Below are 26,287 nucleotides of genomic sequence, written 5' to 3'. Positions count from 1 at the left end.
GCGCTCGACAAAAAAATGCCCGCCATGCCCCCAGTCAGAGAGGGAGTGGCAAACCCGTTAAAGCGCCTTTTATTGATACTTAACAGTGACCGTTGCGGTACCTTTTACAAGCCCGGGTGTGACGCAATTAGTGCCGCCAGAACTTTGGTAATAACGCACTAAATAGGGCAAGTTGAAACTTGTCGAATTGTTAAACACCGTGCCCACGACTTGAGTCGCCCCAAGTATCGCGGGCAGCCCACTAGTGGCATCGAGTACTTGTAGCGCCACGCAAGAGGCATTGTTCACGCCGGCCTGCGGTTTGATCAGGCCCAGGCTGCCGTCGGGCATGAACTTGTCAGCGTCCAGGGTCAGGGTGACTGCGCCGTTGGCTCCGGAACAGGTAAACGGCACGTTGAAAGGTGTGTCGCCCGTGGTGGAGCCCTGCCCGGTGAAGCGGCCGAATGGCGCCGGAGCCAGGTCCACACTCAGGTCGCCGATCGAGCAGGTACCCGTTTCCGGCACGATTTCACTGCCGCCACCGGTGATGCGCGTGGTCAGGAACACACCACTGTTGAACGGGTAAACATTCTGCGCCGTGTTGTTGGTGTAGGTACCACCCGCCAATGCACCGGAACCGACGGTGTCGCTCAGCTTGATCAACTCAACGACAACTGTTCCGCCGACATTGAAGACCAAGGTGTTTTGCGCCGCCGAGCCACTGACACCGGGCATCCCAAGTTTCCAGGTGGTCTGTTCTCCAGCATAAAACGGTGAAGCCGATTGTGCGGGTATCCAACTGGTACGCATGCCGACACCGGCAATGTTAGTTGTGTAGACGTTAGTTATAGTAGTGGCAGTGCCCTGTACGACCCGCCATTGCGTTGTATCACCCGGTTTGCAAGAAACAATGGCGAAAAAACTGCCAACAATAGGAAACTCCTTACTGTAAAACACGTCACCCACGGCAATCCCCGAAGGTACCGATATGCGGCCCATGGTTATATCGACTACCGCGCCTTCCTGATAGTTGGGCATCATCCCGCACACCGCATAAGCCGACGTTGAAACCATTAGCCAGGCACACACCTGAAACACTGCATAAATAAGTCTGGTCATTTTCATCGACTGCTCAGACGGGTACCTTCGCGCAGCAGGCACGGCGCTTGCGTTTGTAGCAGCCACTTGGTGCCGCTCGCCGTTTTCTCACCGAATCGATATGCAACCTGACAGGTTGATTCGTCCGGCAGGTTCACGCTCAGAGCGCCGTTGTTTTCAACGCCCTGGACAAACAGGTTGTTGCCCTGGCCGACCACACCGACCACATTGCCACGCTCGTCGCGTACATCCGCGCCGAACGGCAACTTGAGGCTGCTGCCATTGGTGATATGGATCACCGCCGACCGCCCGACCCGGGTCTGGAAATCGACGCGGACAATTGCGCCGGCAAAGGGTGCGACCTGTTGCGTGGTGTTCTGGAACGTGACATCCATCGAGCTGCCCTTGGGGTCCAGGTTGATATTGTTCATGCGATAGGGCGATAAATACGGCATCACGCCATAGCCGTTTTTATCGATGACCAGGCCGGACAATCCACCAATGCTCGCGCCCTCGCCGCCCGGTGCGGAGACCAGTGCAATGGTGTCGCCAGTATTCGGCGATAGCGTCACCCCGCCGCTGTGCACCACCAGGCTGCCATCGCTGCCCAGCGAGGTGGATTTGTAGTCCCCACCCTGTTCGTACGACGCGCGAACGGTGCTGCGGTCGCCGCGGTATTGAGCATTGACGCTGCCCGAGCTTGAGGTGTTGGTGTCCGCCGCGTGGGCGACCCCGTAGCTCAGGCGCCCCTCGTCATCGGCCACCCCGCTCAAGTAGTTGCGCAGCGTGCTGCCTTGCCCGCGCCCGCCGGTGTACTGCGTGCTCAGCGTCGGTGACTTGGCGCCGCTGCCCAATGGAATATTCAGGCTCAGGAAGTACTGGGTCTGGGCGCCGACGAACTCATCGTTATTGCGACTGGCGGAAAGGCTGTAGCTGACATCCCCGACGCTGCCGTTGAAGCCCACTTCAAACTGCCGGCTCGAGGATCCCGAGCCCCCCCAGGTCTTGCTGGTGCTACCGGTCAGGAACAGCGAGCCATAAGTGCTTACCGGCTGATCGATGCTGATATCGAAGCGGTCACGCTCATTGCCAAACCACAGCCATTCATCCTGATAGCCCGGGGTCTTGACCCGCTCACGCGCATCGACCGCCTGGGAAAGCGTCATGTATTTGGACGACGAGTAGCGGTAGGCCGCGAGGGTAAAGTTAGTGCGGGTTTCGCTCAGCAACTTGCTGTACGCCACCTTGACGCTATGCCCCGAAGCCGAACCGCTACGAGCGCCCAGTTGGGTGGTCTCCTGGGTCAGGTCGACCGAAAACGCCCCTAGCGAGGTGTTCAGTCCGACACCCGCGAGCCCCGCGTGAAAGCCTTCGCTGACCTGGAACCCGCCGTAGCCGGTCAGGCTGTTGTTCAGACCATAGAACAACGTGCCCTGGAACAGATGGGCATCGCTGGCCAGGTTCTGGTTATACAGCCGGCCAGCCACCAGGTCGTATTTGGCACGCCCCGGACGCATCAGGTTGGTGATCGACGAATAAGGCACATCGAAGCGCCGCTCACTTCCGTCGGCCTCGGTAACCACGACATTCAGGTTGCCGCCATAGCCTGTGGGGTACAGATCGTCGATCACGAAGTTGCCGGGCGTGACCGTGGTCTGATAGAGCTTTATATCGTTCTGCCACACCTCGACCCGCGCATTGCTGCGCGCGAAACTGCGGATCACCGGCGCGAAACCGATCTGTGAATCGGGAAACATGCGCTCGTCCGAGGCCAGGCTGACACCGCGCACGGCGATGCTGTCGAACCCCACGCCTTTGGTATTGATCTCGCCCAGGGTCACCTGGCTCTTGAGCTGCGCCACTGGCCGCTGAAGGTAGGTGGACATGCGGGTCCATTCGGCTTTGCCCCCCTGGGTCCAGTTCACATTGGCGTTATGTCGGAACTGCCAAAGGCCAAAATTGAACCCGCCACGCAAGCCCATGTAGGCAGAGTCGGTGCTGCCGTAATGGTCGTTCTGTGTGCTGAAATAGTTCAGGTTGTAATCGAGTTTCGCCGCGGTAATGCCCGCGTCCCAGTACTCGGGCTCTACATAACCACGCGGGGTACGCCGCAAGTTGGCCTGGGGGATTTGCAGGTAGAGCTTCTGCTCACCGATGTCGGCATAGGAGACCGTGTTGGGCAACACCGCCTTGAGCTTGCGACAACCGTTGAACGGCACCAATGGCTGTGTATCGATGCCCAGCCGTTTCATCGCTGCGAGCGTGAAACAGGCTTGCGCGATATTGCTGTTGGCCTCATCTGCGAACTCGACCCTGGCGCGCGTCACCTGCTTGCCATTGATGTAAACGTCCAAATCGTAATTTCCTGGCAATACCGGGTTGCCCTTCTGGTAACGCGACATATCCGTACGCTTGGCATTTCCCACCAGAAACGAACTGGTGAACTCGGCATCCTGGAAGTCCACCTGTGCAGCGGCCGCCGGCAGCACCGGCTCATCCGCCATTACGTTGTCATCTGCCGTGCTGAACACGAGGCACGCCACCGCCCAGAAACGAACGATTGAGCATGACGGTGACGCCAGAAATACTTTTCTGCGTAATATCGATCGATCAAAACGGTTCATAGACTTTTAGCGAAAGGGTAATTGAACTTAGTCGAACTGCGCGTTCACGGTTTTCAAGGCACCATAGTCGTTAATATAATTAAACTGTATGCCCTGGCCTTTTAGTTCAGGCAGGCGCGCGGTCTGCGGGTGCAGTTCAAACACGGCTTCGCCGCCCGGGGCAACCATATGATTACCGTCAGTATTGCTGAGTGTCTTGCCCGCCCACTTCACCTGGATATCGGCAAACGAGACATGTAAGGGCGAGGTATTCGTGCAGCGTAACTTCAACTGTGCGCCGTCGCCGAACACCTGCCACTTCAAATGCTTCGCGGCGTCATGCAAGGAGCTGCGGAGTGTCGCGGGTCGATAGAACACTTTAATTCGACTTTGAACAGCCAATAACAAGTTGTTCTTGTTTCTCGACTTTTCCGGCACCGGTGGTACTTCAAGTACATTCAGCCAGAACAGCGATTCACGGTCTGGCGGCAACGCTGTTCCATTGAACAGGATCCGCAGGGTCTGCGAGGCCTGGCCTTCGATACGGGTCAGCGGCGGCATGATCAGGAACGGCGCGGAGCTGTTCTCCGGCGTAGAGTCGGTGGCGCCGTCATCCATCCACGATTGCACCAGTGCCGGGGTCGCGCCCTTGTTCGACAGGGGCAGCGTGACTTCACGTTCGCCGCCTGGATAGATCAACCGAGTCCCGCCCAAAACGATATTGGCGCGAGCATCGAAGCTCATTAAATAAATGAGGAGGCAACCTATTAATAGACGATATATCCGCATAGTCAGGGTAGTCCCCTCTGCGCGATGTCTGCGCAGAGGGACATTCTCAGTTATAGCTCAATTGGTATTTGACCTGGCTCTTCACCAGGCCTGCCGTGGATTTGCCGGTCGCGTAGTACTGCACGCCGTAGATCATTTCAGCCGCACCGTCTTCCACGGTGAAGCTCTTGGCAGCACCAGCGTCGCCTGGTTTGATCAAGGAGTTGTCTGCGTAGTTGTAAAGCTGCAGGCCCACATTGGTGGCGGAGGTATCGCCGCTCAACTGGTTTTTCAGCACGCCCGAACTGATGTCGACCAGGTTGGCATCGTAGAGAAACTGCGCGCGTACATTGGTCACGGTCGGCGAGCATTGATTGACCGCAATACGGAAGTTGGACGGCATCGCGGTAGCACCGGCCTGGGCCAGGTCAGCCACTTTGGCGGTGGCCAGGTCCACGGTAAAATCGCCCGATGAGCCGGTGGTTACCTGGCAAGTTTCATCCGTAACTTTACCGTTGAAAGTAATAGTACCGGCTTCCGCGGCACTGACAGTAGTAGACAACATCAGACCACCACACACACTCAGGAGCGCCGCCTGCACAGGCAGTAAACGTTGCTTCTTCATACTTTATCATCTCTCAAATTTATATTAATTTGCGTTACTTTAATAACGCATCACAGGGCCGAACTTCACTTCACGAGTTGCTGGGCATCCACCTCCTTACTTGGAAATTAATCCTTTTTTGGCACACAGTGACCCGCCGCCTTGAAGTGCACTGTTGCGCACAACTGCAATAAGAAACTGTTCTTTTCTAGTGCAACTCAACCAGCACACGGCTACAAGTAGGTGACGTGACTTAGTCTATTGAGGTGCGGGCTGACGCTGTGGGGCCATTATGCGAGCCGACTCGGTGGCTGTCTTTAAGATCAAACTGAAAATAGGCCCAGGGCGAGAACTATCTTTCGGTTCAGCCCACGTAAACCGCTGGCACGACTTACAGGAAAAGCTGCGCATCCGCACAGAAGGTCAACAACGCTTGATCATTTTCCACGCCCAACTTGCGCATCGCCGAGACCTTTTGTGCGCTCACTGTCTTGGTGCTTCTATGCAATCGTGCCGCGATTTCACGGCCACTCAAGCCCGATACAAAATGCCGAAGCACTTCGTATTCGCGCATCGTCAGCCGAGCGGCCCTGGCTTGCATCTGGCTGTCGATGTTCGACAGCGCTTGCGCTGGTGGCTGGTATTTGCGTCCCTGCGACAACGCCTGCAGTGCTACCGCAATCTCATTGAAATCACCACTTTTCAATATTACGCCCCACACACCCAGGTGATAGAGGCCGCTGAGAATCAGGGGATTGGATAGCATGGTGAATACCAGGATGCGGGTGTCACCAAAGCGCCGGCACAGCAACTCGATCATCTGCAATCCATCGCCATGAATTCCGTCGCCGGGCATGCTGTAGTCGGCAATCACGACATCAGGCGAAAACTGCTGATGCATCTGCACCAATTCAGTAGGACCCTTGGCGATACCCACCACTTCAAAGCGTTCATCGCGCTCGACTATTTCCTGCACCGCCATCGCCACAATCGGATGGTCGTCGGCTATTAACACAGTGGTCTTTTTCATGGTTTGTATTCCAGTCTCAGTCATTGGATGTAGGGGGCTCGCCGTCCGTATTCGGCGCAAGGCCCGCCAGTAGTCGCTCTATACCGTCCATGAGTTCAATAACGCCCTTGGGAATTTTGTGCGTGGCGATCAGTTGCTGCTCCAGCGCTTTGCATGCGTCTGCCAGCTGCTTCGCCTGCACCGCAGCCAGCGAGCCGCGCAGCCGATGCAACTGCGGCACCATGGCAGCTATGTTGTGTTGCTGGCTGGCGTCGCGCAGGATTTTCAGGTCTGCACGCGTGGTATTCACAAACAGTTCATGCAGTCGCGATGAGATCGCCACAAACGCCGGCAGTTCTTCCTCCTGCGGCTCAAGTATTTGCGCGGGCGGGCAGCAGCGTCGCAACACTGCGTACAAATCGCTCAGGCTCACGGGCTTTACCAGCCAGGCATCCATGCCGGCTGCGACGAAGCGTCGGGTTTCTTCCGGCAGGGCGCTGGCGGTGATGGCGATGATCGGAAGCGTTACGCCCTGCTGACGCAGCGCACTCAATAACTCGAACCCATCCATCTGCGGCATGTTGATGTCGGTCAGTAGCGCATCGAAAGCCGGAGACCAGCGCGCCAATGCGTCAAGACCGTGACTTGCCAGGGTGACGCGACAGCCGAGCTGCTCGAGTTGTTCCTTGATCAATGCCTGGTTCATCGGGTTGTCGTCGGCGACCAGCAGGTTCAGGCCCAACTTACCGGGATGCCGAGACAAGCGAGCGCGCACGGCGGTCAGCGGTGCCTGCTGCCCCAAGGCAAAGCTGGCACTGAAACTGAAGCAGCTACCCACCCCGGGTTCGCTGGCCACGCTCAACCGACCGCCCATCAGTTGGGCCAGTTGCGCGCAGATGGACAGGCCAAGCCCGGTGCCAGCAACGGTATGCGCATGTCGGTGCGCCTGGTAGAACGGCTCGAACAGATGAACCTGCTGCTCGGCCGCAATACCCACGCCGGTGTCGGTGACTTGCCACGTCAGCGTAGCCCTGTCGTCGCTAATCGCGGCGCTCACCTGCAGCGTTACACCGCCGTGCTCGGTGAACTTGAGGGCATTACTGAGCAGATTGGTGAGGACCTGCCGGATACGCCGCGCATCCCCATGCACCCCAACCGGCACACCGGCATCGACATTCAAGCGCAACTGCACACCCTTGCCCTGTGCGGTGCCGCCGTATTCGGCGACGACCTCCTCGGCCAGTGCGAGGGGGCTGAAATCCGCCGACTCCAGCGCCATCTCCCCCGCTTCGATCTTGGACATGTCCAGCACATCGCTGACCAGTTGCAGAAGCATTGAAGAGGAGCGCTCGATAATGTGCAGATAGTTGCTTTGTTGCTCGGTCAACTCTGTGAGCCCCAGCAACTCCAGGGTACCCAACGCGCCATAGAGTGGAGTGCGGATCTCATGGCTGATGGTCGCCAGGAACCGCGACTTGGCAGCGCTGGCCTCGGCGAGCTTCTGCTCCACCGCCTTGTGCGCGCTGATGTCGCTGAACGCGCAGAGCACCACCGCCTCGCCGCGATAGCGGGCTGAGGCGAAACTGCCGTGCAGTGTGTAGCCGTGGCGGCCGTGGAAAATCACATCGCCGTCGGGTTGCGCCGGGTTAGGATTGAGCCCCCAAGACTCACTCAACTGCCTCACCGCCTGGGCATCCCCCAGCATTCGTTCGGCCAGTGGGTTTTGCATGATCAGGTGCCGATCCGCGCGCCTGAGCACACACAGTGCCACAGGGGCAGTCTGGATTACCGTACGGCTGAAAGTGTCGCTTTCGACGATCTCAAAATGGGCCTGGCGCGCGGGCGAAACCACCTTGCGCGCGTACCAGCGAATCGCCACCCAACTGCTCAACACACTGGCCAGCAGCAGGCCAATGCCGCCAAGCAACTGCCACTTGGCGTAGCCGAAAAAGCTTTGATAATTCAGTTCGTATAACGCGACCCAACCACCGGCACTGGGGCCGCCCATCTTGAACAGCAGGCCTTGCGCAGTGAAATTCAGGCCCTGCCGGTAGCTCTGCGCTACACCGACTGCATCTATCAACGAGTCGCCCTGGGGAGACAACAGCTGCAAGCGGTCGTAGATCGGCCGCTCGAACAATTGCTCGGGATCATTGATGCGCTCCAGATCCAACAGGGTCACGATGAAAATCCGACGCTTGACCTCAGGGGTCCACCAGATCGCATCGGGCAGCCTGAAATCCAGATAACCCAACAGCTCACGGGACTCGCCGGCAATGAAATGCTGCGCTGGCGCCCAGCGCACGTGGACTGCCCCCGTTGAGTCTTTACCGACTGGCAGCGCGCTGTAAATCCGCTCGACTGCCGCCAGGTAGTTCTCCGTCGTCAGCAGCACACGCCCCGGAAACCGGTCGATGGCAGGCACAGCCATGCTGGTGTTGCCCAGCGCGCCGATGACGAACACCTGCGGTGCCGGGTAGACAGAGGTACTCCAGAAACGGCTGTAAAAATTCGCCAGCATCACCCCCAAGGCGAAATTGCCAGGATGCGGGCCGGACGTTACGTGCTGTTGCGCCAGGGTAAACGGCATCGAAAACGTATATTGCGCCGCCTCAAAGATCCGCACGCCTGGCGTGTCGACACGCATTTGGCTCTGTACCGTCAGACCCGACGTCGGTTGGTTCTGCGAGACCTGGTTGCCGTGTTGCGCAATCCTGTTGATGAATTTTTCGTGCTGATGGATATCACCCACCAGCCGGTTGAAATGCAGCGTCACCTTGTTGCGCTCTTCGGCAACCACCTTGCTCAACGCCCAATAGCAGGCGGCCAGCGTTAACAGGTTAAGAAAAAGCGCGCAGATCAGCACGGTATTCAGGCGCAGGGACGTGCTGGCGAGCTTGCGAATCAAGCTGTAGTTGCGTTCGGGCATAGGTTCAAAGTCCGGTCTCGGAAGACGGCACGGTGGTAGCGGCATAGAGCCAGGCGCTGTATGCCACAGCTGGAGGTGAGTATGGCGTAATACGGCAAGTTCGCCTTGCCAGGCTTGAAGCGGCGCCAAGTTTAAAAAAGGGGGCGTTTTTACCAGATGGGCATCACGCACAGGTTGATCGAGATCAAAAAAACCCATCATCCAGGTGCACCGTTTGCCGACCCGGTCTTGTGGCGCTTGCACTTGTCATATTATGGTATACCATCATACACAGATCCATTTACCTCAGACGGAGCAGCTCATGAGTTTCGAAATCCGCAAGATCGTCAGCTACGTAGAAGAAACCTTTATCGAAGGCGGCAAGGCCGCGGACACCCCGGTGAAAATGGTCGGCCTCGCCGTGGTGCTGAAGAACCCGTGGCTGGGTCGTGGCTTCGTCGAAGACTTGAAGCCCGAGATCCGGGCCAATTGCTCCGACCTCGGCGCGCTGATGGTCGAGCGCCTGGCGGGCATCATTGGCGGCGCCGAAAACATCGAGGCGTATGGCAAGGCTGCCGTGGTCGGGGCCGATGGCGAGATCGAACACGCGAGCGCGATCATCCATACCCTGCGCTTCGGCAATCACTACCGTGAAGCGGTCAAGGCCAAGAGCTACCTGAGCTTCACCAACAAGCGCGGCGGGCCGGGCACCTCGATCCAGATCCCGATGATGCACAAGGACGACGAAGGCCTGCGTTCGCACTACATCACCCTGGAAATGCACATCGAAGATTCGCCGCGTGCCGACGAAATCGTCGTGGTATTGGGCTGCGCCGATGGCGGCCGCCTGCACCCTCGTATCGGCAACCGCTATATCGACCTGGAAGAGCTGGCCGCTGAAAAAGCCCAGTAAGCAAGACCGGCCAAAACAAAAAGCATGCAGGAGCGCTCCATGATTCGGCTCACCGCTGAACGCACCCCGGCTGGCACCAGTTATCTGGCGACCGGCCAAGGCCAGCCTGTGGTTTTGATCCACGGCGTGGGCCTGAATAAAGAAATGTGGGGCGGGCAAGTCGTTGGCCTGGCCACGAATTACCGCGTGATCACCTACGACATGCTCGGCCATGGCGCCAGCCCGCGCCCGGCCGCCGGCACGCCGCTGCTGGGGTATGCCGACCAGTTGCTGGAGCTGCTCGACCACCTGCAATTGCCCCAGGCCACGGTGATCGGTTTTTCCATGGGCGGCCTGGTCGCCCGGGCGTTTGCCTTGCACTACCCCGAGCGCCTCACATCCCTGGTAGTGCTCAACAGTGTGTTCAATCGCAGCCCCGAACAGCGTGCCGGCGTGATCGCACGCACCGCCCAGGCCGCCGAACACGGCCCGGATGCGAATGCCGAGGCCGCGCTGTCGCGCTGGTTCAGCCGTGAATACCAGGCGGCCAACCCGGCGCAGATCGCCGCCCTGCGTGAAACCCTGGCGGGCAACGACCCCCAGGGCTACCTGACCACCTACGAACTGTTTGCGACCCAGGACATGTACCGCGCCGACGACCTCAAGGGCCTGCGCGTACCGACCCTGGTCGCCACCGGCGAACTCGACCCCGGTTCAACCCCGGAAATGGCCCGGCAACTGGCCGATCGTATTCCCGGCGCCACCGTTGCGGTGCTGGCCGAGCAACGGCATATGATGCCGGTAGAATCGCCACGCCTGGTCAACCAGTTGCTGCTGGGCTTCCTCGACACGGTGTACGCCCAAAACAATCCAATCAAGGGGATCGTTGCATGACACTCGCACGCTTCCAGATGTGCATCGGCGGTGAATGGGTCGATGCCCTGTCCGGCAAGACTTTCGACAGCCTCAACCCGGCCCTGGCCGAACCCTGGGCGCAACTGCCCGACGCCGATGAAGCCGATGTGGAGCGCGCCGTGCAGGCCGCGCAAAGCGCCTTCGACAGCCCGGCCTGGCGTGGCCTCACCGCCACCGCACGGGGCAAATTGCTGCGCCGCCTGGGTGACCTGATCGCCGAGAACAAGGAGCAACTGGCCCAGCTCGAAAGCCGCGACAACGGCAAGTTGATCCGCGAAACCCGTGGCCAGGTCAGCTACCTGCCGGAGTTCTTCCACTACACCGCCGGCCTGGCCGACAAGCTCGAAGGCGGTACCCTGCCGCTGGACAAGCCCGACCTGTTCGCCTACACCGTGCACGAAGCCATGGGCGTGGTCGCCGCGATCATTCCGTGGAACAGCCCGCTGTACCTGACCGCGATCAAACTCGCGCCGGCCCTGGCGGCGGGCAATACCATCGTGATCAAACCGTCGGAACACGCCTCGGCGACCATCCTCGAACTTGCGCGCCTGGCCCTTGAAGCCGGGATCCCAGCGGGCGTGGTCAACGTGGTCACCGGCTACGGCCCCAGCACCGGCGCCGCCCTCACCCGCCACCCACTGGTGCGCAAGATCGCCTTCACCGGCGGCGCGGCCACGGCCCGCCACGTGGTGCGCAGCAGTGCGGAGAACTTCGCCAGGCTGTCCCTGGAACTGGGCGGCAAGTCACCCAATATCATCTTTGCCGACGCCGACCTCGACAGCGCCATCAACGGTGCGATTGCCGGGATCTACGCGGCGTCCGGGCAGAGCTGTGTCTCCGGCTCGCGCCTGCTGGTGCAGGATGAAATCTACGACGAATTCGTCGAGCGCCTGGTGGCACGTGCCGAGCGCATCCGCATCGGCAACCCCCAGGACGACGCCAGCGAAATGGGGCCCATGGCCACCGCGCAGCAACTGGCCGTGGTCGAAGGCCTGGTGGCCGATGCCATCGCCGAAGGCGCGCGCCTGCGCACCGGCGGCAAACGCCCGCAGAACCTTGGCGAAGGCTGGTTCTATGAGCCGACGCTGTTCGAGTGCGACAGCAATTCGATGAAGATCATGCAGGAAGAAGTGTTCGGCCCGGTGGCCTCGGTCATCCGTTTCAAGGATGAAGCCGAAGCGCTGGCCATCGCCAACGACTCGCAGTTCGGCCTCGCCGCCGGCATCTGGACCCGCGACCTCGGCCGCGCCCACCGCCTGGCGCGGGACGTGCGCTCGGGGATCATCTGGGTCAACACCTACCGCGCCGTGTCGGCCATGGCGCCTATCGGCGGCTTCAAGAACAGCGGCTACGGACGTGAAAGCGGCATCGATTCGGTGCTCGCCTACACCGAGCTGAAGACGGTGTGGATCAACCTCTCCCAGGCGCCCATGCCTGATCCTTTCGTGATGCGTTAAGAGACCCCGACCATGATCGAACCCGGCATTTACAAAGACGTCATGAGCTCATTCCCTTCGGGCGTCACGGTGGTCACCACCCTCGACCCGGACGGCGGCATCGTCGGCATTACCGCCAGTGCGTTCAGCGCGCTGTCGATCGACCCGGCGCTGGTGCTGTTCTGCCCCAACTATGGGTCGGACACCTACCCGATCCTGCGCGACAGCAAGCGCTTCGCGATCCACTTGCTGTCCGCCGACCAGACCGCCGAGGCCTATGCTTTCGCCAGCAAAGGCAAGGAAAAGGCCAAGGGCATCGAGTGGCACCTGAGCGAGTTGGGCAATCCGCTGCTGGCCAAGGCCACGGCGATCATCGAGTGCGAACTGTGGCGCGAATACGACGGCGGCGATCACGCGATCATCGTCGGCGCGGTAAAGAACCTGATCCTGCCCAAGGAGCCGGTCACGCCGATGATCTACCACAAGGGCAAGCTGGGCCCGCTGCCGGCCCTGGCCTGAGGCGCGCGGGGGCCGTGAGGGTTTGTCGCTTAAGGAACGCAGCATGATAAACTTGGGCACGATTTTCGGCCCTCAATCGGCCCCGGCCGGCCGAGGCCTCCAGTTAACCGCCACATTCAGAGCAGACCCCATGAAACGCGCGCCCCTCGACGACAGCTTCAAGGTCAATCACAACCCGGTCACCCTGCGCGAAATCGTGCTGGAAAAACTGCGCAGCGCCATCATGAACTTCCAACTGCTGCCCGGTGACCGCCTGGTGGAGCGCGACCTGTGCGACCGCCTCGGCGTCAGCCGCACCTCGGTACGCGAAGCCTTGCGTCACCTGGAGTCCGAAGGCCTGGTGGAATTCGCCGATGCCAAGGGCCCGCAGGTGGCGATCATCACCCTGGCCGACGCCGTCGACATCTATGAACTGCGCTGCGTACTCGAAGGCTTGATCGTGCAGTTGTTCACCCTGCGCGCCAAGGCCAAGGACATCAAGGCCCTGGAAAAAGCCCTGGAAGAAAACCGCAAGGCCCTCAAGGACGGTGAGCTGCAACAGGTCATCGACTCGGTCCAGGGCTTCTACGACGTGCTGCTCGAAGGTTCGGGCAACCATGTGGCGGCCACCCAGTTGCGCCAGCTGCAAGCGCGCATCAGCTACCTGCGCGCCACCTCGGTGTCCCAGGAAAACCGTCGCGGCACCAGTAACCAGGAAATGGAACGCATGGTCCAGGCGATCAAGAGCGGCGACCCGCTGGCGGCCCACCAGGCCTGCGTCGATCACGTGCGTGCGGCGGCCGCCGTGGCCCTGGACTACCTCAAGCGCAAACAGGAAGAAACCGGCAAGATTCCGGAAATCACCCTGCCCATCGCGCTGAAAGAACCGCGCATAGGTCACTGACCTTGGCCAGCCCCAGCTTTTGCCCGACATGCGGCGGCAGTGACCTCGGTCACCAGCTGCCACCGGGCGATACCCATGAGCGCCTGATGTGCCGGGGCTGCGGCTATATCCACTACATCAATCCCAAGATCATCGCCGGCTGCATCATCGAGCAGGACGGCAAATACCTGCTGTGCCAACGGGCGATCCCGCCCCGCCCGGGCACCTGGACCTTGCCTGCCGGCTTTATGGAAGGTGGCGAAACCACCGAGCAGGCGGCGTTGCGTGAAGTCTGGGAAGAAAGCGGCGTACGCGCCGAGATCGTATCGCCCTACTCGATCTTCAGCGTGCCGAAAATCAGCGAGGTGTACATCATCTTCCGCGCCATCGCGCTGGAGATCACCGGCCAGTTCGGCCCGGAAACCCTCGACTACAAGTTCTTCGCGCCCGAGGAGATTCCCTGGGAGAGCATCTACTACCCGGCGATCCGGCAGATTCTCGAACGGTATATCGAGGAACTCCAGGCTGGGGTGTATGGCATCTATATCGGGAACGATGACAGCGGCAAGATTCATTTCATCCGCTGACCGCACGGCCAAACACGGATCAAAATTTGGGAGGGGGCTTGCTCCCGATAGCGGTGTATCAGTCAGCATCCTTGTAGCTGACAGACCTCTATCGGGAGCAAGCCCCCTCCCACATTTGGCCCATGTTCGGCCTGATGACCTAGGGTGCCAGCCCTTCCACAATGATGATCTGCGCCAGCCCCGCCCCTTCACGGTGCGCCTTCGCCTCCTGATATTCAGCGGACTCATAACACGCCACCGCCTGCTCATAGCTCTCAAACTCAATCACCACATTTCGCTGCCGTGCCGGCCCGCCTTCCATCGCCTCGCTGCGCCCGCCCCTGGCCAGGAACCGCCCGCCAAACTTTGCAAACGCCGCCGGCGCGCGCTGGGTGTACTGCGTGTATTGCTCGGCATCGGACACATCCACATGGGCAATCCAGTAGGCCTTCATCATGACATCCTCTTGTTGAGTTTTGTGGTATACCATAATACATACAACCAACAAATCGAGCACTCTCCATGTCCTTCAACAGCATCGCAGACATCATCGAAGACTACCGCCAAGGCAAGATGGTGCTCCTGGTGGACGACGAAGACCGGGAAAACGAAGGCGACCTGTTGCTGCCTGCGGCCTGCTGCACCGCCGAGACTATCAGTTTCATGGCCCGCGAAGCCCGTGGCCTGATCTGCCTGACCCTCACCGACGAACACTGCCAGCGCCTTGGCCTGGAACAGATGGTGCCGAGAAACGGCAGCGTGTTCAGCACCGCGTTCACCGTGTCCATCGAAGCCGCCAGCGGCGTGACCACCGGCATCTCCGCCGCCGACCGCGCACGCACCGTGGCAGCGGCCGTCGATATCAATGCCGGACCGGCCGATATCGTGCAGCCGGGGCATATCTTCCCGTTGCGCGCCAAGGACGGCGGCGTGTTGACCCGCGCCGGCCACACCGAAGCCGGCTGCGACCTGGCGCGTCTGGCCGGGCACACCCCGGCGTCGGTGATCGTCGAAGTGATGAACGATGACGGCACCATGGCCCGCCGCCCCGACCTGGAAATCTTCGCGCGCAAGCACGGCATCAAGATCGGCACCATCGCCGACCTGATCCACTACCGCCTCAGCACCGAACGCACCGTGGTGCGCATCGGCGAACGCGACCTGCCCACGGTGCACGGCACATTCCGCCTGATCACCTTTGAAGACCGCATCGACGGCGGCGTGCACATGGCAATGGTGATGGGCCAGTTGCGCCGCGATACCCCGGCGCTGGTGCGCGTGCATGTGATCGACCCGCTGCGCGACCTGGTCGGTGCCGACTACAGCGGCCCGTCCAACTGGACGCTGTGGGCGGCCTTGCAACGTGTCGCCGCTGAAGGCAGCGGCGTGGTGGTGGTGCTGGCCAACCATGAGTCGTCCCAGGCGCTGCTGGAACGCGTGCCGCAACTGACCCAGGCACCGCGCCAGTTCAACCGTTCGCAGTCGCGCATCTATTCCGAAGTGGGCACCGGGGCGCAGATCTTGCAAGACCTCGGCGTCGGCAAGCTGCGTCACCTCGGTCCGCCCCTCAAATACGCCGGGCTGACCGGCTACGACCTGGAGGTGGTCGAGAGCATTCCCTTCACCGAATGACGGATAACCGGTAAGGCAAAATGCTTGCACAAAGTTTGGAATACCATAATATGATATTCCATAGACCGAACGCTTCCGCCAAGTGCGCCCGCCAGGGAGAGCACCAATAACAGCCCTTGGCACGGTCGCCTTTTGGGGTCTCGACTAGAGGCCCCCGATGGACCTACTGCTCCCGATAGGCGGGCATTACCAAGCCCGCTCAATAACAAAACAAATGAGGGCGTAAAAATGGTGTTGAACAAACGTGCAACTGCGGTGCTGTTCGCGGGTTTATTGGCCACGGCCACTCACGCGGCCATGGCGGCCGAAAGCGTCAATTTCGTGAGCTGGGGCGGTAGCACCCAGGATGCGCAGAAGCAGGCCTGGGCCGACCCCTTCAGCAAGGCCAGCGGCATTACCGTGGTCCAGGATGGCCCCACCGACTACGGCAAACTCAAGGCCATGGTCGAAAGCGGCAACGTGCAGTGGGACGTGGTGGATGTCGAGGCCGACTTCGCCTTGCGCGCCGCCGCCGAAGGCCTGCTCGAACCCCTCGACTTCTCGGTGATCCAGCGCGACAAGATCGACCCGCGCTTCGTCTCCGACCATGGCGTGGGCTCGTTCTTCTTCTCCTTCGTGCTCGGCTACAACGAAGGCAAGCTCGGCGCCGGCAAGCCCCAGGACTGGACCGCGCTGTTCGACACCAAGACCTACCCCGGCAAACGCGCCCTCTACAAATGGCCAAGCCCCGGCGTGCTCGAACTGGCGCTGCTGGCCGACGGCGTCCCGGCCGACAAGCTCTATCCCCTGGACCTGGACCGCGCCTTCAAGAAACTCGACACCATCAAGAAAGACATCGTCTGGTGGGGCGGCGGTGCGCAGTCGCAACAGTTGCTGGCGTCCGGCGAAGTCAGCATGGGCCAGTTCTGGAACGGTCGTATCCACGCCCTGCAGGAAGACGGCGCGCCCGTGGGCGTGAGCTGGAAGCAGAACCTGGTCATGGCCGACATCCTCGTCGTGCCTAAAGGTTCGAAAAACAAAGCGGCGGCGATGAAGTTCCTGGCCAACGCCAGCAGCGCCAAGGGCCAGGCGGATTTCTCCAACCTGACCGCCTATGCGCCGGTGAACATCGACAGCGTGCAGCGCCTGGATTCGGTGCTCGCGCCGAACCTGCCGACCGCCTACGTCAAGGACCAGATCACCCTCGATTTCGCCTACTGGGCCAAGAACGGTCCGGCCATTGCGACACGGTGGAATGAATGGCTAGTCAAATGAAAATGACGGCAACCACACCGACCGGGAGCGCCCTCGGCGCTGCCGGCGCGGTTTCGCCCAAGGCCGGGGCGCCGTCCCTGGCACAGCGCTGGCGGGGCTCGAGCAACCTGATCCCGGCCCTGCTGTTCCTCGGCCTGTTCTTCCTGGCGCCGCTGATCGGCCTGTTGCTGCGCGGCGTACTGGAACCCACGCCGGGCCTGGGCAACTACGAACAGCTGTTCGCCAACTCGGCCTATGCACGGGTGCTGCTCAACACCTTTTCGGTGGCGGGCCTGGTGACCCTGTTCAGCCTGCTGCTGGGCTTTCCGCTGGCCTGGGCGATCACCCTGGTGCCGCGCGGCTGGGGGCGCTGGATCCTGAATATTGTGCTGCTGTCGATGTGGACCAGCCTGCTCGCCCGCACTTACTCCTGGCTGGTCTTGCTGCAAGCCTCCGGGGTGATCAACAAGGCGCTGATGGCCATGGGCATCATCGATGTGCCCCTGGAGATGGTGCATAACCTCACCGGCGTGGTGATCGGCATGAGCTACATCATGATCCCGTTCATCGTGCTGCCGTTGCAGGCGACCATGCAGGCCATCGACCCGATGATCCTGCAGGCCGGCTCGATCTGCGGCGCGAGCCCGTGGACCAACTTCTTTCGCGTGTTCCTGCCGCTGTGCCGGCCGGGGTTGTTCTCCGGCGGCCTGATGGTGTTCGTGATGTCCCTCGGTTACTACGTCACCCCGGCGCTGCTCGGCGGTGCGCAGAACATGATGCTGCCCGAGTTCATCATCCAGCAGGTGCAATCGTTCCTCAATTGGGGCCTGGCCAGTGCCGGCGCCGCGTTGCTGATCTTCATCACCCTGGTGCTGTTCTACTTCTACCTGAAGCTTCAGCCGGAATCCCCGGTTGGCGCCAGCAACGCGAGGTAAGCCGTCATGCTCCTGACCCCCAATGCCATGAGCCGCAGGATGCGCTTGGGCCTCTACACCACCACCGGGTTGATTGGCCTGTTCCTGCTGCTGCCGATCGTGTTCATCGTGCTGCTGTCGTTCGGCTCGTCGCAATGGCTGGTGTTCCCGCCGCCGGGCTGGACGCTGAAATGGTACGGCCAGTTCTTTTCCAACGCCGACTGGATGAACGCGGCCATGGCCAGCCTCAAGGTGGCCGTGCTGACCACCGTGTTCGCCGTCGCCCTCGGCCTGCCCACCGCCTTTGCCCTGGTGCGCGGGCGCTTCCCCGGCCGTGAATTGCTCTACGGCCTGTTCACCCTGCCGATGATCGTGCCGCTGGTGATCATCGCCGTGGCGGTGTACGCGCTGTTCCTGAAGCTTGGCTACACCGGCACGATGTTCGCCTTTGTGGTCAGCCATGTGATCGTGGCGCTGCCGTTCACCATCATCTCGATCATCAACTCGCTGAAACTGTTCGACCAGTCGATCGAAGACGCGGCGGTGATCTGCGGCGCCTCGCGGTTGCAGGCGGTGTTCAAGGTGACCTTTCCGGCGATTCGTCCGGGGATGGTCGCCGGTGCGCTGTTCGCCTTCCTGGTCTCGTGGGACGAAGTGGTGCTCAGCGTGATGATGGCCAGCCCGACCCTGCAAACCCTTCCCGTAAAAATGTGGACCACCCTGCGCCAGGACCTGACGCCTGTGATCGCCGTCGCATCGACGCTGCTGATCGGCCTCTCGGTGCTGGTCATGGTGATTGCCGCCGCCGTTCGCCGGCGTACCGAAACCCGCGCTTGAGCGCCGAGGAGAAGAACATGAGTGCAGTGATCAACGATGTCGCGCAGAGCCATGGCCAACCCCTGGTCAGCCTGCGCAACCTGAACAAGCACTACGGCGAATTCGCTGCCGTGGACAACATCTCGCTGGACATCCAGGACGGCGAATTCCTCACCTTCCTCGGCTCCAGCGGCTCGGGCAAAAGCACCACGCTGTCGATGCTTGCCGGCTTCGAAACCCCAAGCAGCGGCGAGATCCTGGTCAGCGGCCAATCGCTGGTCAACGTACCGCCGCACAAGCGCGACATCGGCATGGTGTTCCAGCGTTACTCACTGTTCCCGCATTTGTCGGTGCGCGACAACATCGCCTTCCCCCTGGCGATTCGCAAACTGGCCAGCGCCGAACGCGACAAGCGCGTCGACGCCATGCTCAAGCTGGTGCAGTTGGAACAGTTCGCCCATCGCCGCCCTTCGCAATTGTCCGGCGGCCAACAGCAACGGGTCGCCATCGCCCGCGCGCTGGTGTACGAACCACGCATCCTGCTGATGGACGAACCCCTCGGCGCCCTCGACAAGAAGTTGCGCGAAGACCTGCAGGACGAACTGCGCCAACTGCACCGGCGCCTGGGCATCACCATCGTCTACGTGACCCACGACCAGGAAGAAGCCATGCGCCTGTCCCAGCGCATCGCGATTTTCAGCCACGGCAAGATCGTCGGCCTGGGCAGCGGCTTCGACCTCTACCAGAACCCGCCGAACGCGTTCGTGGCGTCGTTCCTCGGCAACTCCAACTTCCTCAAGCTCAAGGCCCAGGGCAATGCCGTGGCGGCGTTCGAAGGCCAATCCGTGTCGATCCGCCTGACCAGCGGGTTGCACACCGAGCAGGATGTGCTGCTGATGGTACGCCCGGAAAAAGCCCTGGCGCTGAGTGTCAAACAGGCCGCTGAGCAACCGTTGGCGGCGGGCTGGAATGAAGTGTCGGCGATTGTGGGTGAGGTGCTGTTCCTCGGCGAAAGCCAGACCTGCACAGTGAAAACCCTCGGCGGCACATCGATGACGGTCAAGGCGCTGTCCGCCGCGGGCATGCCCCTCAAGGCCGGCGACCCGGTGCGTGTGCGCTGGGCGACGGCGGATGCGTGTGTGTATACGCAGTGGGCGGAGAGTGATCTGAACAAGGCCGCAGGCGCACATTGAATCCCATGTGGGAGGGGGCGTGCCCGATAGCGTTGTGTCAGTTAAAGATGCATTCACTGACACGCCCTCATCGGGGCAAGCCCCCTCCCACATTTGAAGTGCGTTTATCCGTCAACTCTTGCGCTCGAAAATCGCCCCCTCGATCCCCAACACCTCACGGGTATCCGCATAAATCCCCACGCCCTTCTCCCACACATGCTTGATCGAGCGGTCGGCGCAGCGAATCCGGTAATTGAGCTCGAACGGCTCCTGCCGTGACAACGCATATTGCACCTCGCGCCACACATAGTCGGCGTCCTGCGCCAGGATCAGGCTGTTGTAGGTGAATTCATGGTTGTCCACCAGTCGCTCAGCGGGGTAACCGGTCAACTCCAGGCAACCGGCGCTGACGAATTCCATGGTCCAGTCGCGGTTGTTGCGGCCGCGATAGATCAGGCCCGGCATGCTGTCGAGCAAGCTCATGCTGCTGCGCTGGCTGGCCTGCCAGGCGATTTCGCGGCGCTTGTGGGCAGTAACGTCCCCGGCCACCAAATAGAAGCCTTGGGGGCCGCGCTTGAGGCTGATCTCGAACCAGCGCAGTTCGCCACTGGGGTGCACAAAGCGCAGGCGCTGGTTGAATGAGGTGTCGGGGCGGCGGCGCAGTTCATTCAGGGCCTGGCGCCATAGCGGGCGGTCTTCCTGGTGCACGTAGTCCATCAGGTTGCGCTCCGCGCCCGGCGCGCCCATCAACTCGGCCCAGGCCAGGTTGAAGTGGGCGATCTGGCCGTTGTCGCGCAGTTGCAATAAGGCGGCGGGAAAGCAATCCATCAGGTCAATCGGCGGCGGCGCAAACGCTTCGGGGCTGTCCCTCATCTAGTGGCGCTCCTCGTGTTTCATCAAGGCACCGCTGTGCACCCAGGCCGCCAGCTCCAGGCGCGAATGCAGGCCGAGCTTCTGCAACAGGCTGCGCACGTAGATTTTCACCGTGCCGTCGCTGATCCCCAGTTCCCGGCCGATCTGTTTGTTGCTCATGCCGGCGGCGATCAGCGCCAGGGTCTGGCCTTCGCGCTCGGTAAGGTTTTCGCTGCCCGCAGCTTCACACGCTTGCGTGGGCTCGGCCTGGTCGGCGAGCAAGGCAATCAGGCTCGAGTCCAGCACGATCGCGCCCTTGTGGCAGTTGCGCATATACGCCAGCAACGCATCCGGCTCGGTTTCCTTGAGCACATAACCGCTGGCACCCAGGCGCAAGGCCGTGAGCAACTCGGCGCGGTCCATGGAGGCGGTGAGCACCACCACCTGGCAATCCAGGCGCAACTGGCGCAGTTCATCCAGCACCTGCAAACCGCTGAGGCCGGGCATGTGCAAATCCAGCAGCACCTGTTGCGGCGTCAGGCTCACGGCCAGGTTGATGCCCTCGCGGCCGCTGGCCGCCTGCCCCACCACTTCGAAGTCGCCGCTGGCATCGAACAACTGCGCCAGGCCCTTGCGAAACAACGGGTGATCATCGATCAGTAATAAGGTCGTGCAGTCCATCGAGACTCCCCTGTGGCAGATCGTGGTGGCGACGCAGGCCAAGGTGCACGCGCACCCCGTGCGGGCGGATCGCTTCTATGCTCAGCCGTGCGCCGATGCTGGCGGCGCGCTCGCGGATAATCGCCAGGCCGAAATGGTTGTGCTCGTCGCAGGCCGGGATCAAGCCGATGCCATCGTCTTCCACCGACACCGAGGCGTCGCCGTCCTGGGTCTGGCGCAGTTCGATGCGCACGTGGCGCGCGTGGGAGTGCCGCACCGCATTGGCCAGGGCCTCGCGAATGATCTGCAGGATCTGCAATTCGGTTTCCGGGCTCAGGGCGTCGTCGGCCAGGCGGTTGTCGAGTTCGAAGACGATGATGCAGCGCCGCGAGAACTCCGCGACCGAATCGGCCAGGGCCTGGCGCAGCGAGCGCCCGTCCATGGTCAGGCGCGCACTGGTGATCAGCTCGCGCACCTGGCGTTGCAGTTGGCTCAGGCCGGTGCACAGGTCCTGCAGTGCCGGCTCGCCCAGTTGCGACTGCAAGCCATGGGCCTGGAACGACAGGTAACCCAACTGCTGCGCCACCGAATCGTGCAGCTCACGGGCCAGGGCACCGTGGCGGGAGGTCGCCTGTTTGCGCTGCTGCTCACGGGTTTGGCTGCGCAGGCGCACGCTCACGCCCACCGCCTGCGCCGCCTCTTCCAGTAACTGGCGCCAACTGGCACCGGCGCGCCGGGGGGTGTCGAGCAGCAATGCGCCTTTTTCACCCTCGGGCAAGGCGCACACCAGACGGTGCACGCCCCGTTGCCGGCACGGTCCGCAAGCTTGGGGGGCATCCGTCACGCTGGCGTCGCGCCAGGGGCAATGCGCGACCGCCTGGCAGCCGTCGACCCACCCTCGTCGCGTCGGGCCCAGGTCTTCGCCGCCGAGGATCAGGTTGAGCCTGGCAGGCGGCAGCAGTGCGTCGAAACGGTCCAGGAAACCCGACAAGGCACCGTCAGCGTGCAGGGGCAACCCGGCCAACAACCTGCGCACGCTGCGCGCCTGTTCGGGGCGCACAGGCCCCAACCAGAGCGGCCAGCCTTTTGGTCGTGTCAGCACTCTTCGATAACTCCCCGTCCGGTTGCGCTGCGTGGTCGAAAGGCCCAGCAACTTCCATGCCCCGAATGGCCCGCGCGCAAGGCTTATCTCCAAAGGCATAGCCCTTTTTCCAGATTGAGAAGATTTTCCCCATAGGAAAGTATCTCTCCCAACAGGAAACAAAAACCCACCGTGGAGAGCCCCCATGACCCACACCCGCAGCCGCCCCATCGTGGTGATGCAATCAGCCGCCGCCAGCGCAGGGTTCATCAGCGAACTGCACATGCCCCTGCTGTTGAACGGCGAACACCCCGACTTTGCGCGGCGCCTGCAACAGGCGCTGGCCAGCGCCACCGTGGGCTGCCGGCTCTACCTGCTGGGCGACGAAGCCTTTATCTGGCGTGTGCACGGCGAGGCGCGTGCCGCGGGTATGGAAGAGGACGAGATCGACATGACCTGCATCCCCGGCCTGCGCCAGGTGTATTGCGCACACTGTGGCCTGACCCAGGCGGCCGGGCCGGAGCCGCTGTTGAACTGCATCGGCTGCCACGTCGGGCTGGAGGTCCGCACGCATTTTTCCCGGCGCCTGGGGGCTTATCTCGGCGTGTGCATCAACCCCGACCAGCCCTACGCGGGGTTCCAGCCATGAGCGCGGCCCTCAAGGTCCAGGTCAGCGCCGCACGCATGCTCACGCCGGTGGTGCGCGAATTCACCCTGACGCCCGCCACGGGCAGCCTGCCCGGCTTCTCGCCCGGCAGCCATGTGCAGGTGCACCTGCCGCTGGCCGAAGGCACGGTGCGCAACGCCTATTCACTCACCAGCGACCCGGCGCAGCCCCAGCACTACCGCATCGCCGTGCGCCTGCAAGACGCCTCGCGCGGTGGCTCGCGGTACCTGCACAGGCAGGTGCAGGTCGGCGACACCTTGCAGATTTCACCACCGGCCAATCTGTTCGCACCCCATGGCACCGCGCGCCTGCATATCCTCATCGCCGCCGGGATCGGGATCACGCCGTTCATGGCCTATATCGCCGCGATGGAACAACAGCAGGCCGACTTCGAACTGCATTACCTGTTCCGCCGGGGCCTCAGCGACGCCTATCTCGACGAGCTGCAACAGCGCCTCGGCCCGCGCCTGCACACCTACGACCGGCGCCCGGACCTTAACCCAATCCTCGGCAACCGGCCGCTGGGCAGCCACGTCTACACCTGCGGTCCGCAGCCCTTGCTCGAGGCGGTTGAGCAACACGCTGCACGCCTCGGTTGGCCGAGCAGGCGTGTGCATTCGGAAGCCTTCAAGGGCGCACAACCCGGCCAGCCATTCGACCTGCAGCTGCTGCGCAGCGGCCGACGCCTGCGGGTCGAGGCCGAGCAAAGCCTGCTCGAAGCCCTGGAACACGCCGGACTACAGGTGCCCAACCTGTGCCGTGGCGGGGTCTGCGGCCAGTGCATCACGCGCCACCAGGGCGACGCCATCGAACACCGCGACAGCTTCCTCAGCCCGGCCGAGCAGGCCGACTTTCTGATGCCCTGCGTCTCGCGCGGCAGCGGCCCCTGCGTTTCGCTGGACCTATAGGAGTGAGTGCCATGCCCCTGCAAACGAGCCCCGTGCTGAGCTATCGCGACGATTTCAGCTTTCGCAACAGCCCGGCAGCGATCCGGCGTTTTCCCTTCCCGTTTATCGAGGACAGCTACCTGTACTCGGTGAACATCGAACCGGCCATCTCCCGCGACCCCGGCTCGATCTATGAGCACGCCTTCGACATCGACGAGCACTACCGCTCGGAAATGGCCGAGCGCGCCCTGGTGCTGGACAAGGACCCACGCCGCTACCTGGTGATGCCCCACATGCAAGTGGCGGCCTGGGATGCGCTGCAGATGATCATGGAACACCTGGCCGCCGACTACCCGCAGTCGTTCAGCCTGACGCAAAACGGTGAGCGCTGGCAGTGGCGCAACCACCTGCTGGACATCGACCAGGCCTTCATCTTCGGCGATACCTCCAGCCTGCCCTGTGCGCCGCTGGAGTACATCGGCCGCCAGGTGCAGGGGGATTTCGCCCTGCTCGACCAGCGCGACGGCGACCTGTACATGGACGCCGGCCTGGTCACCAGCCCGGCCGACTGGTCGCTGGCGTTCGACGCCGGCATGAGTTTCAAGCAATGGCACGCACCGGTGCCCATGGCCCATCAGATGGGCGTGTTCGAACGGGCGCTGAAGTACCTGCTCAACCTGCAGGTCGGCCAGCCGGTACGGCGCTTGAACTGGACCCTGACCATCAACCCGCGCCTGGATTCGTCGCCGGAAACCTTCCATGAATGGGGCGCCGATCGCGGCCGGATCACTGCGCAGAACGTCGGCCAGCAGGTGCACTTGCGGGTCGAGCTGCAAGTGATGGCGCGCCTGCCGCGCAGCCACGCGGTGATGTTCAGCATCCGCACCTACCTGATCAGCCTAGACGAGCTGGTCACCCAACCCGGCTGGGGCTGTCGCCTGCACCGCGTGCTGCGCGACCTGCCCGACCCCATCGCCGACTACAAGGGCATGACCCGCTACCGCCACACGCTGGTCGAGTGGCTGAGCCAGTTCGACCCACAGGCCTGACGCCCCTTCTTCTACGACAAGGAACCTCACATGACCCACTCATGGCGTATTTCTGCATTGGCCGACCGGCACCGCGCCCTCGGCTCCCACCTCGAAGACTGGAACGGCATGGGCACTGCCTGGACCTACAGCAGTGACCTCGCCGACCACCACCAGGCGATCCGCACCCGCGCCGGCCTGATGGACGTGTCCGGCCTGAAAAAAGTCCATTACGTGGGCCCCCACGCCGAGAGCCTGTTGCAGTGGGCTACCACCCGCGACATCGCCAAGCTCTACCCGGGCAAATCGGTGTACGCCTCGATGCTCGATGAGGACGGCAAGTTCGTCGATGACTGCATCGTCTACCGCACCGGCCCCAACGCGTTCATGGTGGTGCATGGCGCCGGCACCGGGCATGAAATGCTCGTGCGCTCGGCCCAGGGCCGGCAAGTGGCGGTGCTGTTCGATGACGACCTGCACGACCTGTCGCTGCAAGGTCCGCTGGCGGTGGATTTCCTCGCCGAACACGTGCCCGGCATCCGCCAACTGGCGTACTTCCACCACCTGCAAACCCGCCTGTTCGACCGCCCGGTGATGATCTCGCGCACCGGCTACACCGGCGAACGTGGCTATGAGATTTTCTGCAAGGCCGCCGATGCGCCGTTCCTGTGGGACAGCATCCTCGAACAAGGCGCGAGCCTGGGGATCATTCCCTGCGCCTTCACCGCCCTGGACTGGCTGCGGGTGGAAAGCTCGCTGATGTTTTTCCCCTACGACAACTCGCAGATGTACCCCTTCGCCGACCAGAAGGCCGGCGACACCCTTTGGGAAATGGGCCTGGATTTCACTGTTTCACCTGGCAAGAACGCCTTCCGTGGCGCCGAAGAACACCTGCGCCTGCGCGGCCAGGAGCGTTTCAAGATCACCGGCGTGCTGCTTGAGGGCGTCCGCGCCGCCGAGGCCGGCGACACCGTGTGGCAGGGCAACCAGCAAGTCGGCGTGATCACCTGCGGCATGTATTCGCGCCTGAGCAAACGCTCGATGGCCATCGCGCGCATGAGCATCGCCTGTTCCGAACCCGGTATTGCCTTGCAGGTTCGCGGCAGCCTCGAGGCCAGCGCCAGCACCCACGCCCTGCCCTTCGACGACCCGCAGAAAACTAAGCGCACGGCCAAGGGCTGAGCCT

25 protein-coding genes are annotated in these 26,287 nt (G+C 62.0%); 15 read left to right on the top strand and 10 right to left on the bottom strand.

The window, feature by feature from the left end; genetic code table 11:
* Nucleotides 1-69: 69 nt before the first annotated feature.
* The 6 genes from AC07OP_RS19375 to AC07OP_RS19350 all read right to left on the bottom strand — a co-directional run bounded on the left by AC07OP_RS19375 (nt 70) and on the right by AC07OP_RS19350 (nt 8,990).
* Nucleotides 70-1,104 (bottom strand): fimbrial protein, encoded by a 1,035-nt coding sequence (locus AC07OP_RS19375; RefSeq protein ID WP_495102186.1) that lies wholly within the window; start codon nt 1,102-1,104, stop codon nt 70-72.
* Nucleotides 1,101-3,608 (bottom strand): fimbria/pilus outer membrane usher protein, encoded by a 2,508-nt coding sequence (locus AC07OP_RS19370; protein WP_495102185.1) that lies wholly within the window; start codon nt 3,606-3,608, stop codon nt 1,101-1,103. The genes AC07OP_RS19375 and AC07OP_RS19370 overlap by 4 nt, the downstream gene beginning before the upstream one ends.
* A 120-nt stretch (nt 3,609-3,728) precedes the next feature.
* Nucleotides 3,729-4,424 carry a fimbrial biogenesis chaperone gene (locus tag AC07OP_RS19365; RefSeq protein WP_495102184.1) on the bottom strand — a complete coding sequence of 232 codons (696 nt, stop codon included), beginning with the start codon at nt 4,422-4,424 and terminating at the stop codon, nt 3,729-3,731.
* Between the two features lie 91 nt (nt 4,425-4,515).
* Nucleotides 4,516-5,013, bottom strand: a complete 498-nt coding sequence (locus AC07OP_RS19360; protein WP_168209015.1) for a fimbrial protein — start codon at nt 5,011-5,013, stop codon at nt 4,516-4,518.
* Between the two features lie 430 nt (nt 5,014-5,443).
* Complete coding sequence (locus AC07OP_RS19355; protein WP_495102183.1) at nt 5,444-6,082, bottom strand: response regulator; 639 nt, start codon at nt 6,080-6,082, stop codon at nt 5,444-5,446.
* Between the two features lie 16 nt (nt 6,083-6,098).
* Entirely contained in the window at nt 6,099-8,990 is a 2,892-nt protein-coding gene (locus AC07OP_RS19350) for an ATP-binding protein (protein WP_495102182.1), read from the bottom strand.
* A 301-nt stretch (nt 8,991-9,291) separates the two neighbouring features.
* Between AC07OP_RS19350 and AC07OP_RS19345 the strand changes: the two genes are divergently transcribed.
* The 6 genes from AC07OP_RS19345 (at nt 9,292) to AC07OP_RS19320 (ending at nt 14,180) form a co-directional block, all read left to right on the top strand.
* Nucleotides 9,292-9,882 (top strand): amino acid synthesis family protein, encoded by a 591-nt coding sequence (locus tag AC07OP_RS19345; protein WP_495102181.1) that lies wholly within the window; start codon nt 9,292-9,294, stop codon nt 9,880-9,882.
* Between the two features lie 39 nt (nt 9,883-9,921).
* Nucleotides 9,922-10,755, top strand: a complete 834-nt coding sequence (locus AC07OP_RS19340; RefSeq protein WP_027603603.1) for an alpha/beta fold hydrolase — start codon at nt 9,922-9,924, stop codon at nt 10,753-10,755.
* Entirely contained in the window at nt 10,752-12,233 is a 1,482-nt protein-coding gene (locus AC07OP_RS19335; protein WP_115489055.1) for an aldehyde dehydrogenase, read from the top strand. Before AC07OP_RS19340 ends, AC07OP_RS19335 begins: the two co-directional genes overlap by 4 nt.
* A 12-nt stretch (nt 12,234-12,245) precedes the next feature.
* A complete protein-coding gene (locus AC07OP_RS19330) occupies nt 12,246-12,731 on the top strand; it encodes a flavin reductase family protein (protein ID WP_027603601.1) in 486 nt (161 codons plus the stop codon).
* A gap of 130 nt (nt 12,732-12,861) precedes the next feature.
* The gene (locus AC07OP_RS19325) at nt 12,862-13,614 is read left to right on the top strand and encodes a GntR family transcriptional regulator (RefSeq protein WP_027603600.1); all 753 of its coding nucleotides are present in this window, start codon (nt 12,862-12,864) and stop codon (nt 13,612-13,614) included.
* Nucleotides 13,615-13,616: 2 nt separating this feature from the next.
* Nucleotides 13,617-14,180 carry an NUDIX hydrolase gene (locus tag AC07OP_RS19320; RefSeq protein ID WP_495102180.1) on the top strand — a complete coding sequence of 188 codons (564 nt, stop codon included), beginning with the start codon at nt 13,617-13,619 and terminating at the stop codon, nt 14,178-14,180.
* Nucleotides 14,181-14,319: 139 nt separating this feature from the next.
* Here AC07OP_RS19320 and AC07OP_RS19315 read toward each other — a convergent pair whose 3' ends face one another.
* Nucleotides 14,320-14,613, bottom strand: a complete 294-nt coding sequence (locus tag AC07OP_RS19315; protein WP_065926396.1) for a DUF1330 domain-containing protein — start codon at nt 14,611-14,613, stop codon at nt 14,320-14,322.
* 68 nt (nt 14,614-14,681) lie between these two features.
* On the opposite strand from AC07OP_RS19315, the gene ribBA reads away from it, so the two are divergent.
* The 5 genes from ribBA to AC07OP_RS19290 all read left to right on the top strand — a co-directional run bounded on the left by ribBA (nt 14,682) and on the right by AC07OP_RS19290 (nt 19,947).
* Entirely contained in the window at nt 14,682-15,791 is a 1,110-nt protein-coding gene (ribBA, locus tag AC07OP_RS19310) for a bifunctional 3,4-dihydroxy-2-butanone-4-phosphate synthase/GTP cyclohydrolase II (protein WP_495102179.1), read from the top strand.
* Between the two features lie 228 nt (nt 15,792-16,019).
* On the top strand, nt 16,020-17,045 hold the full coding sequence (locus AC07OP_RS19305; protein ID WP_027603596.1) for an ABC transporter substrate-binding protein: 1,026 nt from the start codon (nt 16,020-16,022) through the stop codon (nt 17,043-17,045).
* The gene (locus AC07OP_RS19300; RefSeq protein WP_053139514.1) at nt 17,042-17,959 is read left to right on the top strand and encodes an ABC transporter permease; all 918 of its coding nucleotides are present in this window, start codon (nt 17,042-17,044) and stop codon (nt 17,957-17,959) included. The genes AC07OP_RS19305 and AC07OP_RS19300 overlap by 4 nt, the downstream gene beginning before the upstream one ends.
* Nucleotides 17,960-17,965: 6 nt before the next feature.
* Nucleotides 17,966-18,775 (top strand): ABC transporter permease, encoded by an 810-nt coding sequence (locus AC07OP_RS19295; protein WP_010567348.1) that lies wholly within the window; start codon nt 17,966-17,968, stop codon nt 18,773-18,775.
* 17 nt (nt 18,776-18,792) lie between these two features.
* Nucleotides 18,793-19,947, top strand: a complete 1,155-nt coding sequence (locus AC07OP_RS19290; RefSeq protein WP_495102178.1) for an ABC transporter ATP-binding protein — start codon at nt 18,793-18,795, stop codon at nt 19,945-19,947.
* A 111-nt stretch (nt 19,948-20,058) separates the two neighbouring features.
* Here AC07OP_RS19290 and AC07OP_RS19285 read toward each other — a convergent pair whose 3' ends face one another.
* The 3 genes from AC07OP_RS19285 to AC07OP_RS19275 are packed head-to-tail and all read right to left on the bottom strand — an operon-like array spanning nt 20,059 to nt 22,474.
* Nucleotides 20,059-20,799 (bottom strand): PAS domain-containing protein, encoded by a 741-nt coding sequence (locus tag AC07OP_RS19285; RefSeq protein ID WP_027603593.1) that lies wholly within the window; start codon nt 20,797-20,799, stop codon nt 20,059-20,061.
* Nucleotides 20,800-21,459 carry a response regulator gene (locus tag AC07OP_RS19280; protein WP_065926401.1) on the bottom strand — a complete coding sequence of 220 codons (660 nt, stop codon included), beginning with the start codon at nt 21,457-21,459 and terminating at the stop codon, nt 20,800-20,802.
* Nucleotides 21,428-22,474, bottom strand: a complete 1,047-nt coding sequence (locus AC07OP_RS19275) for an ATP-binding protein (protein WP_141157881.1) — start codon at nt 22,472-22,474, stop codon at nt 21,428-21,430. The genes AC07OP_RS19280 and AC07OP_RS19275 overlap by 32 nt, the downstream gene beginning before the upstream one ends.
* A 250-nt stretch (nt 22,475-22,724) precedes the next feature.
* On the opposite strand from AC07OP_RS19275, the gene AC07OP_RS19270 reads away from it, so the two are divergent.
* Genes AC07OP_RS19270 through AC07OP_RS19255 form a run of 4 tightly spaced genes read left to right on the top strand, consistent with a single transcriptional unit; the run spans nt 22,725 to nt 26,283 of the window.
* Nucleotides 22,725-23,168 carry a dimethylamine monooxygenase subunit DmmA family protein gene (locus AC07OP_RS19270; protein ID WP_141157384.1) on the top strand — a complete coding sequence of 148 codons (444 nt, stop codon included), beginning with the start codon at nt 22,725-22,727 and terminating at the stop codon, nt 23,166-23,168.
* Complete coding sequence (locus tag AC07OP_RS19265; protein ID WP_495102177.1) at nt 23,165-24,094, top strand: PDR/VanB family oxidoreductase; 930 nt, start codon at nt 23,165-23,167, stop codon at nt 24,092-24,094. The genes AC07OP_RS19270 and AC07OP_RS19265 overlap by 4 nt, the downstream gene beginning before the upstream one ends.
* 11 nt (nt 24,095-24,105) lie before the next feature.
* Nucleotides 24,106-25,122 (top strand): heme-dependent oxidative N-demethylase family protein, encoded by a 1,017-nt coding sequence (locus AC07OP_RS19260; protein ID WP_495102176.1) that lies wholly within the window; start codon nt 24,106-24,108, stop codon nt 25,120-25,122.
* Nucleotides 25,123-25,152: 30 nt separating this feature from the next.
* On the top strand, nt 25,153-26,283 hold the full coding sequence (locus tag AC07OP_RS19255; protein ID WP_495102175.1) for an aminomethyl transferase family protein: 1,131 nt from the start codon (nt 25,153-25,155) through the stop codon (nt 26,281-26,283).
* Nucleotides 26,284-26,287: the final 4 nt, after the last annotated feature.

This window comes from Pseudomonas sp. GW821-FHT09D08, from assembly GCF_059416305.1.
This window is presented reverse-complemented; position numbering and strand designations above follow the sequence as displayed.

What these genes read in the sequence shown, in the direction of transcription:
- AC07OP_RS19315 (WP_065926396.1), bottom strand. Translation starts at nt 14,613, where the DNA reads ATGAAGGCCTACTGGATTGCCCATGTGGATGTGTCCGATGCCGAGCAA.
- AC07OP_RS19350 (WP_495102182.1), bottom strand. Translation starts at nt 8,990, where the DNA reads ATGCCCGAACGCAACTACAGCTTGATTCGCAAGCTCGCCAGCACGTCC.
- AC07OP_RS19255 (WP_495102175.1), top strand. Translation starts at nt 25,153, where the DNA reads ATGACCCACTCATGGCGTATTTCTGCATTGGCCGACCGGCACCGCGCC.
- ribBA (WP_495102179.1), top strand. Translation starts at nt 14,682, where the DNA reads ATGTCCTTCAACAGCATCGCAGACATCATCGAAGACTACCGCCAAGGC.
- AC07OP_RS19270 (WP_141157384.1), top strand. Translation starts at nt 22,725, where the DNA reads ATGACCCACACCCGCAGCCGCCCCATCGTGGTGATGCAATCAGCCGCC.
- AC07OP_RS19355 (WP_495102183.1), bottom strand. Translation starts at nt 6,082, where the DNA reads ATGAAAAAGACCACTGTGTTAATAGCCGACGACCATCCGATTGTGGCG.
- AC07OP_RS19265 (WP_495102177.1), top strand. Translation starts at nt 23,165, where the DNA reads ATGAGCGCGGCCCTCAAGGTCCAGGTCAGCGCCGCACGCATGCTCACG.
- AC07OP_RS19300 (WP_053139514.1), top strand. Translation starts at nt 17,042, where the DNA reads ATGAAAATGACGGCAACCACACCGACCGGGAGCGCCCTCGGCGCTGCC.
- AC07OP_RS19325 (WP_027603600.1), top strand. Translation starts at nt 12,862, where the DNA reads ATGAAACGCGCGCCCCTCGACGACAGCTTCAAGGTCAATCACAACCCG.
- AC07OP_RS19365 (WP_495102184.1), bottom strand. Translation starts at nt 4,424, where the DNA reads ATGAGCTTCGATGCTCGCGCCAATATCGTTTTGGGCGGGACTCGGTTG.
- AC07OP_RS19305 (WP_027603596.1), top strand. Translation starts at nt 16,020, where the DNA reads ATGGTGTTGAACAAACGTGCAACTGCGGTGCTGTTCGCGGGTTTATTG.
- AC07OP_RS19345 (WP_495102181.1), top strand. Translation starts at nt 9,292, where the DNA reads ATGAGTTTCGAAATCCGCAAGATCGTCAGCTACGTAGAAGAAACCTTT.
- AC07OP_RS19285 (WP_027603593.1), bottom strand. Translation starts at nt 20,799, where the DNA reads ATGAGGGACAGCCCCGAAGCGTTTGCGCCGCCGCCGATTGACCTGATG.
- AC07OP_RS19280 (WP_065926401.1), bottom strand. Translation starts at nt 21,459, where the DNA reads ATGGACTGCACGACCTTATTACTGATCGATGATCACCCGTTGTTTCGC.
- AC07OP_RS19375 (WP_495102186.1), bottom strand. Translation starts at nt 1,104, where the DNA reads ATGAAAATGACCAGACTTATTTATGCAGTGTTTCAGGTGTGTGCCTGG.
- AC07OP_RS19330 (WP_027603601.1), top strand. Translation starts at nt 12,246, where the DNA reads ATGATCGAACCCGGCATTTACAAAGACGTCATGAGCTCATTCCCTTCG.
- AC07OP_RS19340 (WP_027603603.1), top strand. Translation starts at nt 9,922, where the DNA reads ATGATTCGGCTCACCGCTGAACGCACCCCGGCTGGCACCAGTTATCTG.
- AC07OP_RS19295 (WP_010567348.1), top strand. Translation starts at nt 17,966, where the DNA reads ATGCTCCTGACCCCCAATGCCATGAGCCGCAGGATGCGCTTGGGCCTC.
- AC07OP_RS19335 (WP_115489055.1), top strand. Translation starts at nt 10,752, where the DNA reads ATGACACTCGCACGCTTCCAGATGTGCATCGGCGGTGAATGGGTCGAT.
- AC07OP_RS19290 (WP_495102178.1), top strand. Translation starts at nt 18,793, where the DNA reads ATGAGTGCAGTGATCAACGATGTCGCGCAGAGCCATGGCCAACCCCTG.
- AC07OP_RS19360 (WP_168209015.1), bottom strand. Translation starts at nt 5,013, where the DNA reads ATGTTGTCTACTACTGTCAGTGCCGCGGAAGCCGGTACTATTACTTTC.
- AC07OP_RS19260 (WP_495102176.1), top strand. Translation starts at nt 24,106, where the DNA reads ATGCCCCTGCAAACGAGCCCCGTGCTGAGCTATCGCGACGATTTCAGC.